12 protein-coding genes are annotated in these 16670 nt (G+C 67.7%); 5 read left to right on the top strand and 7 right to left on the bottom strand.

Going from position 1 to position 16670, the window contains the following annotated elements; all coding sequences use genetic code 11:
• Positions 1–21: 21 nt before the first annotated feature.
• The 3 genes from msrA to msrB are packed head-to-tail and all read right to left on the bottom strand — an operon-like array spanning position 22 to position 3118.
• Positions 22–759, bottom strand: a complete 738-nt coding sequence (msrA, locus tag G5A07_RS10575; RefSeq protein WP_043398837.1) for a peptide-methionine (S)-S-oxide reductase MsrA — start codon at positions 757–759, stop codon at positions 22–24.
• A gap of 14 nt (positions 760–773) precedes the next feature.
• On the bottom strand, positions 774–2543 hold the full coding sequence (locus G5A07_RS10570; RefSeq protein WP_191863302.1) for a cytochrome c biogenesis protein DipZ: 1770 nt from the start codon (positions 2541–2543) through the stop codon (positions 774–776).
• 2 nt (positions 2544–2545) lie between these two features.
• On the bottom strand, positions 2546–3118 hold the full coding sequence (gene msrB, locus G5A07_RS10565; protein ID WP_043398832.1) for a peptide-methionine (R)-S-oxide reductase MsrB: 573 nt from the start codon (positions 3116–3118) through the stop codon (positions 2546–2548).
• Positions 3119–3262: 144 nt separating this feature from the next.
• Here msrB and G5A07_RS10560 point away from each other — a divergent pair, with 144 nt between their 5' ends.
• The gene (locus G5A07_RS10560) at positions 3263–3982 is read left to right on the top strand and encodes a response regulator transcription factor (RefSeq protein WP_014645826.1); all 720 of its coding nucleotides are present in this window, start codon (positions 3263–3265) and stop codon (positions 3980–3982) included.
• On the top strand, positions 3979–5448 hold the full coding sequence (locus tag G5A07_RS10555; RefSeq protein ID WP_019338004.1) for a HAMP domain-containing sensor histidine kinase: 1470 nt from the start codon (positions 3979–3981) through the stop codon (positions 5446–5448). The genes G5A07_RS10560 and G5A07_RS10555 overlap by 4 nt, the downstream gene beginning before the upstream one ends.
• Here G5A07_RS10555 and G5A07_RS10550 read toward each other — a convergent pair.
• A complete protein-coding gene (locus G5A07_RS10550) occupies positions 5445–6791 on the bottom strand; it encodes an ATP-binding protein (RefSeq protein ID WP_191863301.1) in 1347 nt (448 codons plus the stop codon). The two genes, G5A07_RS10555 and G5A07_RS10550, sit on opposite strands and share 4 nt — an antisense overlap.
• Positions 6788–7477 carry a winged helix-turn-helix domain-containing protein gene (locus G5A07_RS10545; RefSeq protein ID WP_010484092.1) on the bottom strand — a complete coding sequence of 230 codons (690 nt, stop codon included), beginning with the start codon at positions 7475–7477 and terminating at the stop codon, positions 6788–6790. The genes G5A07_RS10550 and G5A07_RS10545 overlap by 4 nt, the downstream gene beginning before the upstream one ends.
• A gap of 349 nt (positions 7478–7826) precedes the next feature.
• Here G5A07_RS10545 and asnB point away from each other — a divergent pair, with 349 nt between their 5' ends.
• Positions 7827–9728 (top strand): asparagine synthase (glutamine-hydrolyzing), encoded by a 1902-nt coding sequence (asnB, locus tag G5A07_RS10540; RefSeq protein ID WP_191863300.1) that lies wholly within the window; start codon positions 7827–7829, stop codon positions 9726–9728.
• Between the two features lie 460 nt (positions 9729–10188).
• Here asnB and G5A07_RS10535 read toward each other — a convergent pair whose 3' ends face one another.
• Positions 10189–10536 carry a phasin family protein gene (locus G5A07_RS10535; RefSeq protein ID WP_099560183.1) on the bottom strand — a complete coding sequence of 116 codons (348 nt, stop codon included), beginning with the start codon at positions 10534–10536 and terminating at the stop codon, positions 10189–10191.
• Positions 10537–10652: 116 nt separating this feature from the next.
• Positions 10653–11015 carry a 6-carboxytetrahydropterin synthase QueD gene (gene queD, locus G5A07_RS10530; protein ID WP_010484089.1) on the bottom strand — a complete coding sequence of 121 codons (363 nt, stop codon included), beginning with the start codon at positions 11013–11015 and terminating at the stop codon, positions 10653–10655.
• Between the two features lie 191 nt (positions 11016–11206).
• Between queD and G5A07_RS10525 the strand changes: the two genes are divergently transcribed.
• Positions 11207–13846, top strand: coding sequence for a TonB-dependent receptor (locus tag G5A07_RS10525; RefSeq protein ID WP_099560182.1), 2640 nt, complete (start codon positions 11207–11209; stop codon positions 13844–13846).
• 74 nt (positions 13847–13920) lie between these two features.
• Complete coding sequence (locus G5A07_RS10520) at positions 13921–16515, top strand: M14 family zinc carboxypeptidase (RefSeq protein WP_191863299.1); 2595 nt, start codon at positions 13921–13923, stop codon at positions 16513–16515.
• Positions 16516–16670: the final 155 nt, after the last annotated feature.

Here is a 16670-nt window from a genome sequence, read left to right as displayed (position 1 = left end):
TCAGCCCTAGGGGAAATGCCGTCAGCGCATCGGCACCAGCGCCGCATCGCGCCGGTACAACGCCGGGAACTGCTTGCCCAGCGCGGCCAGCTTCGGTGCGTCGTAGTAGCGGATGTAGGCCGCCTGCGGGTAGTTCGTCATGTAGTTCTGGTGGTAGCTCTCGGCCGGGTAGAAGTGCTGGCCGCTGACCAGCTGGGTGACGATCGGCGCACGGTAGCTGCCGGTCTGGCCGAGCTGGGCAATGTAGGCGCGGCTGGCAGCCTGCTGGCGTGCGTCGTCAGTGAAAATCGCCGATCGGTACTGGCTGCCGTGGTCCGGCCCCTGGCGGTTGAGCTGGGTCGGGTCGTGCACTACCGAGAAGAACACCTGCATCAGCTGCCCGTAGCTGACCTGGCGCGGGTCGTAGTCGATTTTCACCGCTTCTGCGTGACCGGTACGTCCGCTACTGACGCGCTCGTAGCGTGCATCGGCGCCGCTGCCACCGATGTAGCCGGACACCGCATTGCTCACGCCTTTGACGTGCTGGAACACACCCTGCACGCCCCAGAAGCAACCACCGGCGAACACCACGCTGGCGTGGGTGGCGTCATCGCGGAACGCGGCGTCGCCCGTGGGTGCCGGTAGTGCCTGGGTCTGCGCGCTGGCTTCGAGCGGTGCCGCGATGGCGCCGTGGTCAACGAGTAGCACACCGGCGATCAATGCCGTGGCCACCAGACCTGCAACACCGGCGGCGATGCCCTGTTCAAAGGAGAGTTTCATCATGTTCTCCCGGTTCAACCGAAGGTGAAGGCATAGGCCTGCACGCCCGCGTCGAGGAACTCGATCTCGAAGCGGTGCGGGCCGACCGTGCCGCGTTGGCGCACCAGCTGGTACAGGCGGTGCTCGTTGACCACACCGCTGCCATCGGCACCGACATCGCTGCCGGCATCGGCGGCAGGCAGTGGCTTGCCGTCCAACAACACGCGGAAGCGCACCGGCTTTCCTTCCTGGGTCGGCGCCAGCACCAGGTGCAGGTCGCGCGCATGGAACTGGAAGGCGATGCGGCCACCGGCCTGCTGCAACTGCGCAGCCTCGTCGGTGACGGTCCAGCGCCCCGACAGTCCCCACTGGTTCAACGCCAGGGTGGCCGGCAAGGTGTAGTCGAATGCCGCATCGTTGCGCTGCCCGCCGGGCGAGGCGAACTGCTCGGCGCGGGCGTGGCCCAGATAGGTTTCCGGTGAGCGCAGATTGCCCATGTCGGCCTGCGCGGCCACGCCCTTCAGGTCGGCGGCAGCGGGATCGGCCGGTGGTGGCAGATTCGTCTGTCCGGCTTCGGTCAGCAGTCGACGGATCATCTGTTCCGAGCGCGCGTAGTTGCCTTCGCCGAACTGGTGGCCGCGGATGTTGCCCTGCGCGTCGACGAAGTACTGCGCCGGCCAGTAGCGGTTGTTGAACGCACGCCAGATCGTGTACTGGTTGTCGAGCGCTACCGGGTACTCGACCTTGAGTTGCTGCACGGCCTTCATCACATTGCGCGGGTCACGTTCGAAGGCGAACTCCGGCGTGTGCACGCCGACCACCACCAGGCCGTGGTCACGGTAGCGGCGTTCCCATTCGTGCACGAACGGCATCGCGCGCAGGCAGTTGATGCAGGAGTACGTCCAGAAATCGACCAGTACCACTTTGCCGCGCAGCTGCTGGGCCGTCAGCGGTGGGCTGTTGAGCCAGCCGGTGGCGCCGTCCAGCGCGGGCAGGGTGCCTTCCACCGGCAGCGGTGCATCGGCTGCGGCGTTGGCACCGGCCATCATCATCATCGGCGGTGCCGCCGGCTGCGCGCCGGGTACCGCATCCAGCAGGCCCTGCTCGATGCGTGCGGTGCTGACCGTCGAAAGACGGGTGAGCAGGCCGGTATCCCAGCCCAGACCAATCGCTACCACTGCCAGCAGCGCGGCTACGCCCAGCACCTTGCGCAGTGCGTCGCCGAGGCCAAGCCGCGCCTGCAGTGCACGGAACACGCGGCCGCCCACCCACACCGCCAGTGCCAGCGCGGTGATCGCGCCCAGCGCATACGCCAGCAGCAGGGTGCTGGTGCCGACGCTGGCACCGTGCAGGGCGGCGCCGGTCAGCACCAGGCCGAGGATCGGCCCGGCGCACGGTGCCCACAGCAGGCCAGTGGCGATGCCGATCAGCAGCGAGGTCCACGCGCCGCCACGCCCGGCGGCATCGGCCGCATCGGCGCGCGCACTCAGCCGTGCGCCCACCCGCTGGAACGGTGCCAGCAGATGGTCGGCCAGTCGTGGCCACAGCAGGGCGACTGCGAACAACGCCATCAGCAGCAGGGCGATCCAGCGTCCAACCTGGTTGGCCTGCGCCACCCATTGGCTGCCCACGGCGGCGAGGCTGGCGACCACGGTGAAGGTCAGTGCCATGCCCAGCAGCAACGGCAGCGTGCTGCGCAGGAACGGGCGGTCGGCACGCGCGAACACGAACGGCAGCACCGGCAGGATGCAGGGGCTGAGCAGGGTCAGCGCGCCCCCGAGGTAGGCAAGCAGCAACAGCAGCATCGTCAGGCTCCGGAAGCAGGGGAAGAACCGACCGGCACCCGCCAGCCGTCGGCGGTGCCATCCGTGGCGCCGGGAACGAACACCATCGCCGCACCGTTCATGCAGTAGCGCAGCCCGGTCGGGCGCGGACCATCGTTGAACACATGGCCGAGGTGGCCGCCACAGCGGCGGCAGTGCACCTCCACCCGCAGCATCCCGAAGGTGACGTCCCGGTCTTCGCCGATGGCGTTGTGCAGCGGCGCCCAGAAGCTGGGCCAGCCGGTACCGCTCTCGAACTTGGTGGACGAGGAGAACAGCGGCAGCGCACAACCGGCGCAGGCGAAGGTGCCCTGGCGGTGTTCCTTGTTGAGCGGGCTGCTGTAGGGGCGCTCGGTGGCCTGCTGGCGCAGTACGGCGTACTGCGCCGGGGTCAGCTGCTGGCGCCACTGTGCATCGCTGTGCATGACCTCGAACTGTCGCGACGGGCGCGCTTCGGCGGCCGCCGGGGCGGCGCGGCTGCAGGCCCCCAGGCCGAACAGGCCGGCGGCGGTGGCAACACCGCCCAGGCCCAGCAGATGGCGGCGGGACAGGGACATGGCGTACTCCGGGAAGGGGCGACGGGGCCATGCTGCGCCCGCCCGGGTCAACGAATCCTCACGCAGGATTCAATTTTTCGTGAGGTATCGGCGGCCGTCCCGCGCCACAATGCAGCCAGCCTCCCCACTGGCCCCGAGCTGCCGATGTCGACCAAACGCGTGCTGATCGTTGAAGACGATGCCCACATCGCCGACCTGCTGCGCATGCATCTGGGCGATGAGGGTTACGACGTCGCCCATGCCGCCAGTGGCGATGCCGGCCTGCGCCTGCTTGAGCAGGATGGTCCGTGGGATGCGCTGGTGCTGGACGTGATGCTGCCCGGCGTGGACGGCCTGCAGGTCTGCCAGCGTGCACGCGCGATGGCGCGCTATGTGCCGATCATCATCATCAGCGCGCGCGGCAGCGAAACGCAGCGCATCGTTGGCCTGGAACTGGGCGCGGACGACTACTTGGCCAAGCCCTTCTCGATGCCGGAACTGGTGGCACGGGTGCGCGCATTGCTGCGCCGCGCCGAGGCGATGGCGCAGAGCGCACGCATCGATGCCGGCGCGATCGAGCTGGGTGGGCTGCAGCTGGATCCGGTTGCGCGTACCGCCTCGGTGGATGGCAACACGCTGGAGCTGACGCCGCGCGAGTTTGACCTGCTGTTGTTCTTCGCCCGTCATCCGGACCAGGTGTTCGCCCGCATGGAGCTGCTCAACCAGGTCTGGGGCTACCAGCACGATGGCTACGAACACACGGTCAACACCCACATCAACCGCCTGCGCAGCAAGATCGAGCCGGACCCGGCCAATCCACGGCGGCTGCTGACGGTGTGGGGCCGTGGCTACAAGCTGGTCGACCCGGCCGGGGCGGCGGCATGATCAAGCCGAACCTGTGGCAGAAGCTGGCGGCGGTGATCGCCGCGCTGATGCTGATGTGCTGCATGGCGCTGCTGGCACTGCAGATGCGTGCCAATACCCGCCACGAGCAGGAGGTGGTGCAGCGGCTGTCGCTGGGCCTGGCCGAGCACATCGCCCAGCGCAGCGAGCTGATGGATACCAGCGGCATGCGCGACGCCGCGGTGCGCGCGCTGTTCGGCCAGTTGATGGCGGTCAACCCCAGCGTCGAGGTCTACCTGCTGGACGACCAGGGCCGCATCCTCGGCCACGATGCGCCCAGTGGGCACCTGGTGCGCAACCGGGTGGACGTGGCGCCACTGCGCCGCCTGCTGGCCGGTGCGCCGTTGCCGATCCTGGGCGATGACCCGCGCAGTGCGGATGGGCGCAAGGTGTTCAGTGCAGCACCGCTGATCGTGCAGGGCCGGCAGGCCGGCTATGTGTACGTGGTGCTGGTCGGCGAGCACCGGCAGATGCTGGCCGACGATCTTGCCGCCGGCAGCCAGTGGAACACCACCTGGTGGTCGGTGGTGCTGGTCGGCAGCCTGGGCCTGCTGGCCGGGCTGGTGGCGTTCTACTGGGTGACCCGCCCGCTGCGACGGCTGACCCGGCGCATTCAGGCGTTCGACATCGACGCACCCACGCCATTGCCGCCGCCGGAGCCGCTGCGCCCCGGCGAGCGCGACGAACTGGTGATCCTCGAACACGCGCACGCACAGATGGCGCAGCGGCTGGGAGAGCAATGGCAGCAGCTGCGCCAGCAGGACCTGCAGCGCCGCGAGCTGGTCGCCAACATCTCCCATGACCTGCGTACGCCGTTGTCGTCACTGCACGGCTATCTGGAAACGCTGGCATTGAAGGACGCCACGCTGTCGCCGGATGAGCGCCGCCGCTACCTCGGTATCGCGCTGGCGCAGAGTGCCAAGGTAGGTCGGCTTGCGCGTGCACTGTTCGAGCTGGCGCGGCTGGAACATGGCGAAGTGCGCCTGGAGTGGGAAGTGTTCGCGCTGCCGGAACTGCTGCAGGACGTACTGCAGAAGTTCGAGCTGGCCGCGCAGGCGCGCAACCAGCGCCTGCACGCCGGGTTCCCGCCGGGCCTGCCGCTGGTGCGTGCCGATCTGGGCCTGGTCGAGCGGGTGCTGACCAACCTGCTCGACAACGCGTTGCGGCATGCGCCGGAGGGTGGCCGGATCGAGGTGTGCCTGCGCGCGACGCCGGACAGCGTGGAGGTGAGTGTTGCCGACGACGGCCCCGGCGTAGCCCCCGCGCTGCGTGCGCAGCTGTTCCAGGCGCCGGCCGCGCTGGGCGCACGACGCGGTGACAACGGTGGCCTCGGCTTGCTGATCGTGCAGCGCATCGTGCAGCTGCATGGGCGCCGGATCGAACTGCGCGACAGCGAGCGGGGTGCGCTGTTTGTGTTTGCCTTGCCGCGCGCGGAACCGGCGGTCTAGCAGGTCGTCTCGCCCTCCACGGCACCGCCGCTTTCCAGTGGCAGGTGCAGGCGGATACAGGCACCGCCCAGTTCGGAGTCGATCACTTCAACGTGGCCGCCATGCTTGTCGGCCACCACCTGCACCAGCGCCAGGCCGAGGCCGAAACCGGGGCTGCCCGGATCCAACCGCACATAGGGTTGCAGCACCTGGCCGCGCAGTTCGGGCGCGATGCCGGGGCCGTCGTCCTCCACCTGCAGGCACAGCCAGCCATTGTTGACGGTGCTGGCGATGCGGATCTGCCGCCGCGCGTAGCGCAGGGCATTGCCGAGCAGGTTGCGCAACGCCAGTTCCAGCATGTGCCGGTTGACGTTGACCAGCCCTGCCGGCGACAGCGCCTGCTGCACGGGCATCGGCAGCGGCGCGAACTGGGCCACCACGCCGCGCACCAGTGCCGCCAGCTGCAGGCGCTGGCGGGTCAGCTGGTGACAGCGACCGAGTGCGGCGTACTCGACGCCGGCGTCGGTGAGGTGCTGCAGCCGATCGACATCGGTGCGCAGGCCGCCCAGCGCATCGCGCTGTATCTCGTCCAGCGCAGTGTCCTCCAGGTCGGCCAGGCCGAAGCGCATCCGTGCCAGCGGCGTGCGGACCTCGTGTGCCACCGCCTGGGCCAGCACGCGCTGGCTTTCCAGCAGCTGCTGCAGCTGCTCGGCCATGTGATTGAAGGCATTGGCCAGCGGCCGCACCAGCGCGGTGCCGGCGCGTGGCGCGCGCGTGTCCAGCTGGCCGTCGCGCATCTGCCGGGCGGCCTGGGCCAGCTGCGAGACGTCGCGCCACAGGCGGTAGACCATCACGTACATCGGCAGCGCCACGGCCACCATCAGGATCAGCAGCAGGATCGCCACGCCGGACACTTCGCTGTCCTGCCACCCCTCATCGGGCAGTGCTTCGTCCAGTGGCCCCAGCATCACGGCATAGTCGCTGTCACCGATCCGCTGCAGGCTGCGCATGTGTTCGAGGTCGATCTGCACCCGGCCGTTGTTGAGCGGCGGTCGCTGGCTGGCCGACAGCTCCTTTTCCGCCTCGGCCAGCGGCACCATCCGCAGGGCATAGGCGAAGTCGGCGTCGAGCCCGCGTGCCAGCGCCGGCCATTGCTCGCGCGGTGTTTCCGCGAAGCGTTGCTGCAGCAGCGCATGGGTGCCACGCATCTCGGCCAGCAGGCTGGCTTCGGTGCGGTCTTCCAGCAGCGCATCCCAGGCCCACAGGCCCAGCACGATCAGCAGCAGATGGGCGACCAGGAAGCCGATGCCGTAGCGCAGGAAGTGGAAGGCGTGGCCGCGCATCGCCGAAGGCGTGCGCTTCATCCCCATGCCGAGCGGCTGAACAGGTAGCCGCGTCCACGCACGGTCTTGATCCGCTCCGGTTGTTCAGGGTTGTCGCCCAGCTTGCGGCGCAGGCGCGAGATGCGTGCATCGATCGAACGGTCCAGGCCATCAAAGGCGATGCCACGCAGGCCGCGCAGCAGTGCATCGCGGTCCAGGATCTGGCCGGCGTTGCTTGCCAGCAGGAACAGCAGGTCGAACTCGGCCGTGGTCAGCTCCAGCAGGCCGCCCTGCAGGTGCACATTGCGGGTGGACGGGTCGATGTTCAGCTCGCCGAAGCGCAGGCTGCCGTCGCGCGGTTCGACCCGGCGATGGCGGCGCAGGTGCGCACGCAGGCGGGCCAGCAGCACCCGCGGTTCGATGGGTTTGCCGATGTAGTCGTCGGCCCCCAGCTCCAGTCCCAGCACCTGGTCGATGTTATCGGTGCGGGCGGTCAGCACACAGATGATGCCGTCATAGTGGGGCCGGATCTGCCGACACACTTCGAAACCATCCTGGTCGGGCAGGCCGACATCGAGCAGGACCAGGGCCGGCTTCTCGGCCAGGATCCGGGCCACCGCGCGCTCACCACTGCGCTCATGGGCCACCTGGTAGCCATGCCGCTGCAGATAGTCGCTGACCATCGTACCCAGGCGGGCATCGTCTTCGACCAGTACGATATCCAGCATTTTCAAGGCCTCCGTGGGGCATACGTACCGCCACGGCACGAGCGCGGCGATGCTATCCCAGCCTTCGGGCCACCCGGGTCCAGGGGGCGGGCGCCATTCAGCCGGGGTTGCTGGCGCGCGGGCCGGGCCTCAGGCCTGGCAACAACTTGGCGTCCAGCATAGCTTGTTGCCGTTACAAAACGTTACCTTCGTGATACGTCTGGTGACCATCGCTGACAGCAAAGCGACTGACGCGGGGCAGGTGCGGCGCCGAGCATGGAGTCTCCTCCGCTCCGCGTGCCGTTCCCATGTCGCCCGCCGCCCCCTGCCTGCTGAACCCGTCCCGCCGCTGCCGCTGCGGAGGTGCCCGATGAGCGGCGTGGTCGGCGCCTGGCTGCCTGCCGCCGAGGACGAACAGCTGCTGCAGCAGCTGGCGCCGATGCTGCGCGCCCTGCAGCAGCGCGGCCGGGGCCGCATCGGCTACTGGACCGACGCCGAGGCCGGCCTCGCGCTGGGCCACTGCCGCGCACCCACCGATACGCCGTTGCAGCCGCTGAGCTCGGACTGCGGCCGTTACGTGCTGTGCCTGGACGGCCGGCTGTACAACCGTGGCGACCTGCAGGCGCAGCTGCGCGATCTGCCGCGCAGCTGCAGTGATGCCCGGCTGCTGCTGCAGGCGATCGTTGAATGGGGCGTGGAGCGCGCGCTGTCGCGTGTCGAAGGCGCCTTCGGTTTCAGCGTATGGGACCGTGAGTCGCGCGCGTTGTGGCTGGCGCGTGATCCGGTTGGTGAGCGGCCGCTGTACTACGGCTGGTTCCAGGGCCAGTTCCTGTTCGCCTCGGAAATGAAGGCGCTGCAGGCCTTCGCCGGCTTCGCGCCGAGCATCGACCAGGATGCGCTGAGCCTGCTGCTGCGCCACGACTATGTGCCGGCGCCGCACACCATCTACCGGGGCATCCACAAGCTGGTGGCCGGCGCGGTGCTGCGCGTCGATCTGGATGACCACGCTGCCGGCGGTTCCAGCCAGGCGACGGAAGGGGGGACGCGCTACTGGTGTGCACGCGATGCGATGCAGCGTGCGCTGCAGGAGCCCCTGCAGCCGACGCCGAGCCTGGAACAGGCCACCGACCAGCTGGAAGCCGTACTGCAGAAGGCCATTGCCGCACGCATGCATTCGCCATTGGCGTGTGGCGCGTTCCTGTCCGGCGGCACCGACTCGTCGCTGGTGACCGCGATGATGCAGGCCCAATCGACCTTGCCGATCGAGGCGTGGACGGTCGGTTTCGACGATCCCGGCCATGACGAAAGCGATTGGGCCTCGCAGGTCGCGCGCCATCTGGGCGTGCAGCATCATCTGCACCGGATGGATGCGCGGCAGGGCCTGGACCTGCTGCAGCGGCTGCCGCAGGTCTGGTGCGAGCCGTTCGCTGATGCCTCGCAGCTGCCGACCCTGCTGGCCAGTGAACTGCTGGGTGCGCGCAAGCCGGTGGCGCTGACCGGTGACGGCGGCGATGAGCTGTTCTTCGGTCACCCGAGCTATGGCCGCGCGCTGCGCAATGCACGCCTGTGCGGTGGCCTGCCGGACTGGGTGCGCGACCTGGCACGGCGCAGCGGCAACCGCATGAACGTGGAGCGTGGCCGCCTCGGCGGTTGGCGTGCGCTGGTGGCCGAGGTCGCTGCCAACGATGTGGAAGGGCATTACCTGCAGCGGGTCACCCGCTGGCGCCAGCCGGCGCAGGTGGTGCTGGGCGCGCGCGAACCGATCACGATCTTCCAGCAGCAGGACACTGCGCTGCCGGCAGAGGCGCGTATCCAGCTGCTGGATTTCCGCATGGACCTGGCCGAGGGCATTCTCGCCAAGGTCGATCGTGCCGGCATGGCAGCGGGCGTTGAAACGCGTGCGCCGCTGCTGGACATGGAGGTGGTGCGCTTGGCCTGGCGCCTGCCGCAGCATCTGAAGTACCACGACGGCGAGCACAAGCGGATTCTCAAGCACCTGCTGGCACGCTACCTGCCCGAGCCGCTGGTGTACCGCCCCAAGCGCGGTTTCGGTCCGCCGATGGCACGTTGGTTAGCAGGCCCGCTGCGCGATTGGGCGGAGGCGTTGCTGGATCCGCAGCTGCTGCGCAACCAGGGCTGCTTCGATGCGGCGCGCGTGCGCGGTATCTGGGAAGCGTTCCTGCGCGGCGAGCGCAAGTGGCACACGCACCTGTGGAACGTGCTGATGTTCCAGGCGTGGCACCAGCACTGGCACGGTGGTCGCGGGCGCTGAGGTTCCTTTGCGGTGTGTTCTGCGTGGCGTGTGGCGGATTCGTTCTGCGTGGCGCAGGGCGGAGACCCTTGCGTACGAATGTCCTCCGGCGCCGGCCGTTGGCCGTCACCTCCCCCTTTACTTCGTACGCAAGGGCCTCCGCCCTGCGTTCGGAGTTCGTCGGCGCCTCCTTGAAAGGCTGCCGCGCGCGCTGCGCTCTCCTCACCGCACGCCGAGCCTCGTCGGGGCGGGCAGGGGTTTGGGCAAAGTAAAGGAGGAGGTGACGGCCAACGGCCGGCGCCGGGGACATTTGCCCAGGCCCCTGCCTGTCCCGGCGGGGCCAATCAGTTCGCAGAAAAGTGAGACGAAGAAGTGCTCTGCAATCCGGACGCCAGGCAAAAAAAAGACCCGGCAGAGGGAGGGATCTGCCGGGTCCGGATTGCGTGGGGGGAGGGACCCACGCAATGAGCGTTGCGTCGCGTCAGTGGTTGTTCGCGTCCGCCGTTGATTCGTTGTAGCCCTGTGCCAGTTCGGACCAGGCCTTGCTGGCCTGCAGGCCGAGCCCGACCATGTCCTGCTGGGCCTGACCCAGCCGCTGCAGGTTGTCCTGCCACAGTTGCGCGCCCTTGGAGAGCGTACCGGCCGCGTCTTCACTGCGGGCCAGTTCGCCCAGCCAGCCGCTGGTCGCGGTCAGGTTGCGCTCCATCACCTTCAGCTGCACGCCGAACATGCTTTCCGCGTTCTCCAACGCCAACCGGTTCGCGCGCGTTGCCGCGGCGGCGAGCTGGCGGGTGGCATCACTGAAGCGATCGCTGGAGGCGGCGGCCATGGGGCATCAGGAAGTGGCTTGATGCATTGCAGCATACGCCCTTGATGCCGCATTGCAACAAAAATAACAAAGGCGCCCAAGGCGCCTTTGAAAAACCTTTCAGATCAATGGGTTGATCAGATCTCGGGGCCGCGGTAGCGGCAGCCCGACGTGCAGGTTTCGTGCACGGTGATCTCGCTCAGCGCTGGCAGGCTGGGCTTGAGCTCGTTCCAGATCCACACCGCCAGGTTCTCGCTGGTCGGATTCTCCAGGCCGGGGATGTCATTGAGGTAGTGATGGTCCAGGCGGTCGTAGATCGGCTGGAAGGCCGCCTTCACGTCGCCGAAGTCCATGATCCAGCCGGTCTGCGCACCTGGCTCGCCCTCGACCTTCAGTTCCACCCGGAACGAGTGGCCGTGCAGGCGCGCGCACTTGTGCCCCGGCGGCACGTTGGGGAGGCGGTGCGCCGCCTCGAGCATGAAGACTTTGAAGATTTCCATGGCGCGATTGTACGCCGTGGGCGGTTCGGCAGCCTGAGCGGATGTTGGGCTTCCGTGAAGTAACTCTTTCCATCCGGATGAAGAGATGATAGTTTCTCTTATATCCGTATGAAGAGATGTTATTGGCCGGACCCCGGCCAGGCATGGACTACTGCGGAACTTCGTCGTCCTTACCACCTCCCCACATCGTCATGCCCAAGCACACCCTGCTCGTGGCGGCCCTGGCCGTCGCTCTGGCCGCGCCTTTGCCTGCCGCCGCCGAAACCTCCGCCGACGCCAGTGGCGAAGCCAGCACCCTGGCCGCCGTGCGCGTCACCGGCTCCAACATCAAGCGTACCGATACCGAAGCCTCCAACCCGGTGCAGGTGATCGGCCGGCAGCAGCTGGAACAGACCGGCAAGGCCACCGTGGCCGATGTGCTGCGTTCGATCTCGGCCAACACCGGCAACGCCAGCAACGAAACCACCAACAACGGCTGGGCCTCCGGCTCGGCCGGCATCGGCCTGCGCGGCCTGTCGCAGAAGAACACGCTGGTGCTGCTCAACGGCCGCCGCCTGGCCAACTATGGCTTCCCGGCCGGCGGCCTGTCCGACACCTTCGTCGATCTCAACGCGCTGCCGCTGGTGGCCGTCGAGCGCATCGAAGTGCTCAAGGACGGCGCCTCGGCGGTGTACGGCTCCGATGCCGTGGCCGGCGTGGTCAACATCATCACCCGGCAGAACTTCGAAGGCGCCGAGATCGGCGGCAGCTTCGGCGGTGCCGACCAGGGCGGCCTGCACGAGCAGAACCTGAAGTTCGTCGGCGGCCTGGGTGATCTCGACACCGATGGCTACAACATCCTCTTCAGCCTGCAGGGGTACAACCGTGAGCGCCTGGACCAGGACGAACGCAACCTGACCAGGAGCGGCATCTACACCGACAAGCCGGGTGGCCGCTGGAACGGCTGGTCGGCCAAGGGTGCGCGCTACCTGGTCAACGGCGTGTCGGTACCGATGCTCGACGCCAACGGCAACTGCCCGGCCGGCACCACCCGCGTTGCCAGCGCGCCGATTGATGGCCTGTCCGGTGACACCTGCGGCTTCAACCAGGCGCCGTTCACCACGCTGATCCCCTCGACCAAGCGTTACCAGGCCTATGCCAACGGCACCTTCCGCCTGAACGACAACGTCGAGGCCTTCGGCGAAGTGCTGTACAGCCAGATCAAGAGCGCCGCGTGGTTCGGCAGCAGCCCGTTCTTCACCCTGGAGAGCGGCCGCTTCGCACTGAACGCCAACAGCGGCCTGGCCGAGCCGGTGTCGTCGCTGCTGCCGGCCAACAATCCGTACAACCCGTACGGCCGTGCGATCCCGATCGAGTACACGTTCTTCGACCTTGGCGGCACCATCAAGACCAACCGATCCACGGCCTATCGCGGCGTGTTCGGCCTGCGCGGCACCACCGCCAACTGGGACTGGGAAGTGGCTGCATTCGGTGCGCGCAGCAGCGAACGCGAGAGCGTGTCCGGCGGCTTCGCCAACCGCTGGGCGCTGGCCGATGCGCTGGCCACGGGCAGCTACAACCTGCTCAACCCGGCGGCGACGCCGCAGTCGGTGCGCGACTCGATCAACATCGCCACGCTGCGTCCGGCCGAATCCAAGCTGCAGGGCATCGATGCGAAGATTTCCGGCAGCCTGGGCCACACCTGGGCCGGCGAGATCGGCTTCGCTGCCGGTGCCGAGTGGCGCCGCGAGAAGCTTGATTCCAACAACCCATGGCAGATCGATGCCGGCCTGCAGGTGCGCCCGGCCATCGCCGAAGTGCACGGCAAGCGTCAGGTCAGTGCGGCCTATGCCGAAGTGAACGTGCCGCTGGCCTCGACGCTGGAGCTGTCCGCCGCCGCGCGTGCCGACCATTACGATGATTTCGGCGATGCCTTCTCGCCGAAGATCGGCCTGCGCTGGCAGCCGCTGGACTTCCTGCTGGTACGTGCATCGGCCTCGAAGGGCTTCCGCGCGCCGTCGCTGTCGGAGAACTCCAACAGCACCAGCATCGCCTACGGCAGCGTGGTCGACCCGCGTGATCCGGACGTGCCGGGCTCGCGGCAGAACCCGACCTTCTTCACCGTTGGCAACAACGCGCTGAAGCCCGAGCGCACCAGGAGCGTGAACTTCGGCGTGGTGCTGTCGCCGTGGGCCAACACCAACCTGAGCGTGGACTACTACCGCATCCAGCTGGACAACCTGGTCGGCACCAACAACACCCAGACCCTGGTCAACGACAACGTGGCCGGCGCGGTGCAGCGCGATGAGCGTGGCAAGCTGCAGGCGGTCTACAACCGCTACCAGAACCTGAGCGAGCTGAAGACCTCGGGCATCGACGTCGAGCTGCGCCAGCGCATCCCGACCGCAGCACTGGGTGACTTCACCGTGTCCTCGGCCTACACCCACGTGCGCGACTACCGCCGCCCGACCGTGGTCGGCGGACCGCTGGTGGATTACGCCGGCAGCAACCTGGGCGCGACCCTGCCCAAGGACAAGGCCACCACCACGCTGGACTGGAAGTACGGTGATTTCAACGCCGCCGTGACCTGGTACTACACCAGCAGCTACCGCCAGGAAGCCAGCACCGCCGCCAAGGCCGTGCAGCAGCGCGTCGGCAGCTACAGCCAGTACGACCTGTACCTGGCCTACACCGGCATCGACAAGCTGACCGTGTACGCAAAAGTGCAGAACCTGGCCGACAAGACGCCGCCGTACGACGCCTCGTTCCCGGGCATCCGCGCGCCGTACGACTTCAGCCAGTACGACCTGCGTGGCCGCTACTTCACGCTGGGCTTCGATTACCGCTTCTGATCCATCCGCCGCGGCCGGTCACCTGAAGGGACCGGCCGCGCGACTGTCTGCCGTTGTGTTCCAGGGGAGTCACCGTGTCCTTGCATCGCCGTGCCGTTCTTCCGTTGCTGCTTGCCGCCGCCACCGCACTGTCCTCGCCGCAGCCGGTGCAGGCACAGAGCGCGTACTTCTTTCCGCAGGTCACCGACGCAGCGGCGTTCGATGCAGCGGTGCCCACGCCGGAGCAGTTCCTCGGCTACCCGATCGGCAGCCGTTACACCCGGCACGACCAGCTGGTGGCGTACTTCCAGGAACTGGCGAAGCGTTCCGACAAAATCAGCGTGCGCGAGATCGGTCGCAGCTATGAGGGCCGCCCGCTGCTGATCGCCACCGTCACTGCTGCAGGCAATCATGCGCGGCTGGAGCAGATCCGCCAGCAGCACGCGACCCTGGCCGATCCGGCGCAGCCGCGCAGCGCCGCCGGTGACAGCCCGGTGGTGGTATGGCTGGGCTACAGCGTGCACGGCAATGAGACCTCCAGTGCCGAAGCGGCGATGCTGACCGCTTACTACCTGGTGGCCAACCGCAGCGCGGAAATCCAGCAGTGGCTGCAGCAGGCGGTGGTGCTGTTCGACCCGGCGCAGAACCCGGACGGCCGTGATCGTGCCGCCAACTGGCACAACGCCTGGGCCTCCGACCCGGCCTCGGCCGACCCGGCCGACAAGGAGCACGTCGAGCCGTTCCCGCAGGGCCGCACCAATCACTACTTCACCGATCTCAACCGCGACTGGCTGGCCCTGACCCAGCAGGACTCGCGGCCGAAGTTGGAGGTGTTCCACCAGTGGTACCCGAACGTGCAGATCGACTTCCACGAAATGGGCAAGGACAGCACCTACTACTTCGAGCCTTCGCCGAAGAGCATGCACAGCCCGCTGATTCCGGCGGCATCGTATGAATTCAACAAGACCCTGGCCAAGTACCACGCTCAGGCGCTGGATGCCTTGGGTTCGCTGTACTACACCGGCGAGAATTTCGACAATTTCTCGCCGGTGTACGGCTCCACCTACCCGGACTTCCATGGCGCTGTCGGCGTTACCGTCGAGCAGGCCAGCTCGCGCGGTCGCGTGCAGGAATCGGTGAATGGCCTGCTGACCTTCCCGTTCACCATCCGCAACCAGGTCGCCACCGGTCTGGGCACGGTGCGCGGCGCGGTGACCGAACGCAACGGCCTGTTCGACCTGCAGAAGCAGTTCTTCCAGAGCGCGTTGAAGCAGGCTGCGCAGCAGCCGGTGAAGAGCTTCGTGTTCGGCGACGCGCATGACCCGGCACTGACCCGTCGCCTGCTGGAGCTGTTGCTGTTGCATCGCATCGAGGTGCGCGCGCTGGATCGTGCAGTTACTGTCGATGGGCAGCGCTTCGATGCCGGCAGCGCCTACGTGGTGCCGGTGCAGCAGGCGCAGTTCCGCCTGGTGCATTCGATCTTTGCCGAAACGCCGCCGATCAAGGGGGATGTGTTCTACGGCAGCACCAGCTATGCGATCGCACCGGCCTACGGTGTGGCCTTCGCCGGCAGCCGCAGTCGTATCGAAGGTGGCGCCCGCGTGGCCGCGCTGCCGGAGGAGCAGGGCGCGGTCTTGGGTGGCCAGGCCGGCTTCGCCTATGTCATCGACTGGCGCGACTACAACGCCGGGCGTGCGCTGGCGGTGCTGCAGGCCAAAGGTTTGAGCACACGCGCAACGTTCCAGCCATTTACCGCTTCGACTGCACAGGACGAGGCCGATTTCGCCGCTGGCAGCATCGTTGTTCCGGTGGCCGGGCAACCGCTGCAGGGCGCGGCGCTGCTGGATGCGGTGAGTGCTGCTGCACGCGATGCCGGCGTACGCGTACATGCGTTGTCCAGCGGCCGCAGCCGCGAAGGCATCGACCTCGGCAGTGATGGCGTCAAGGCGCTGCGCAAGCCAGCGGTGGCACTGGTGATGGGCGAGGGCGTGGCCGCCACCGAGATCGGCTCGGCCTGGTTCCTGCTCGACCAGCAGCTGCACCTGCCGGCCAGCAAGCTGGATCCGCAGCAGCTGGGCAAGGTGCCGCTGGACCGCTACACCACGATTGTGTTGTCCGGCGGTACCTATACGGGCGTCGATGCCACGGCAGTGGCTGCACTGAAGCGCTGGGTGCAGGCCGGTGGTTCGCTGGTGACCTACGGCAGTGCCTCGAAGTGGGCGATCGAGCAGAAGCTCGCCGACGGCGAAAAGCTCGGCAAGGAAGAAGAGGCTGCTGATGCAAGCCGCCGCGCGTTTGGCGACCAGCGCGACATCGCTGCGATCGAGCGGGTGAGCGGCAACATCCTCAGTGCCGATGTTGATACCAGCCATCCGCTGGCGTTCGGCGTGCCGCGCCGGCAGCTGGCGATCAACAAGGAGAACACGGTGACGCTGCAGCCGAGCACGAATCCGTTCTCGACGGTGGTGCGCATTGATACGCCACCGCGGGTGAATGGTTACCTGTCCGAGCGCAACCGTACGCGGGTGGCGGGCAGTGCATGGTTGCTGGTGTCGGCGCAGGGGCAGGGTAACGTTGTGCTGTTTGCCGATGATCCGGCGCACCGCAAGTACTGGCACGGGACGGACCGGCTGCTGATCAACGCGATCTTCTTCGGGAATCTGGTGAATCCGAGTAAAGCGCGGGGTTGAGGCGTTTGGCGCCGAGTCGTTGTTGTGCTTGGGAGGCAGGGGGCCTCAGCCAGGACACGCCGTGAACCCATCCATGGGGGCTCGATGGCGCCATCCTTGGCGCCAACGGTCCTGGCTGAGGCCCCCTGCCTCCCATGACAGTTTCCTGCGGGCGC

Source organism: Stenotrophomonas sp. AS012628, assembly GCF_010608305.1.
Taxonomy (GTDB): domain Bacteria; phylum Pseudomonadota; class Gammaproteobacteria; order Xanthomonadales; family Xanthomonadaceae; genus Stenotrophomonas; species Stenotrophomonas geniculata.
Note: the sequence above shows the minus strand (reverse complement) of the source record. Positions and strands in the feature narration are given on the sequence as shown.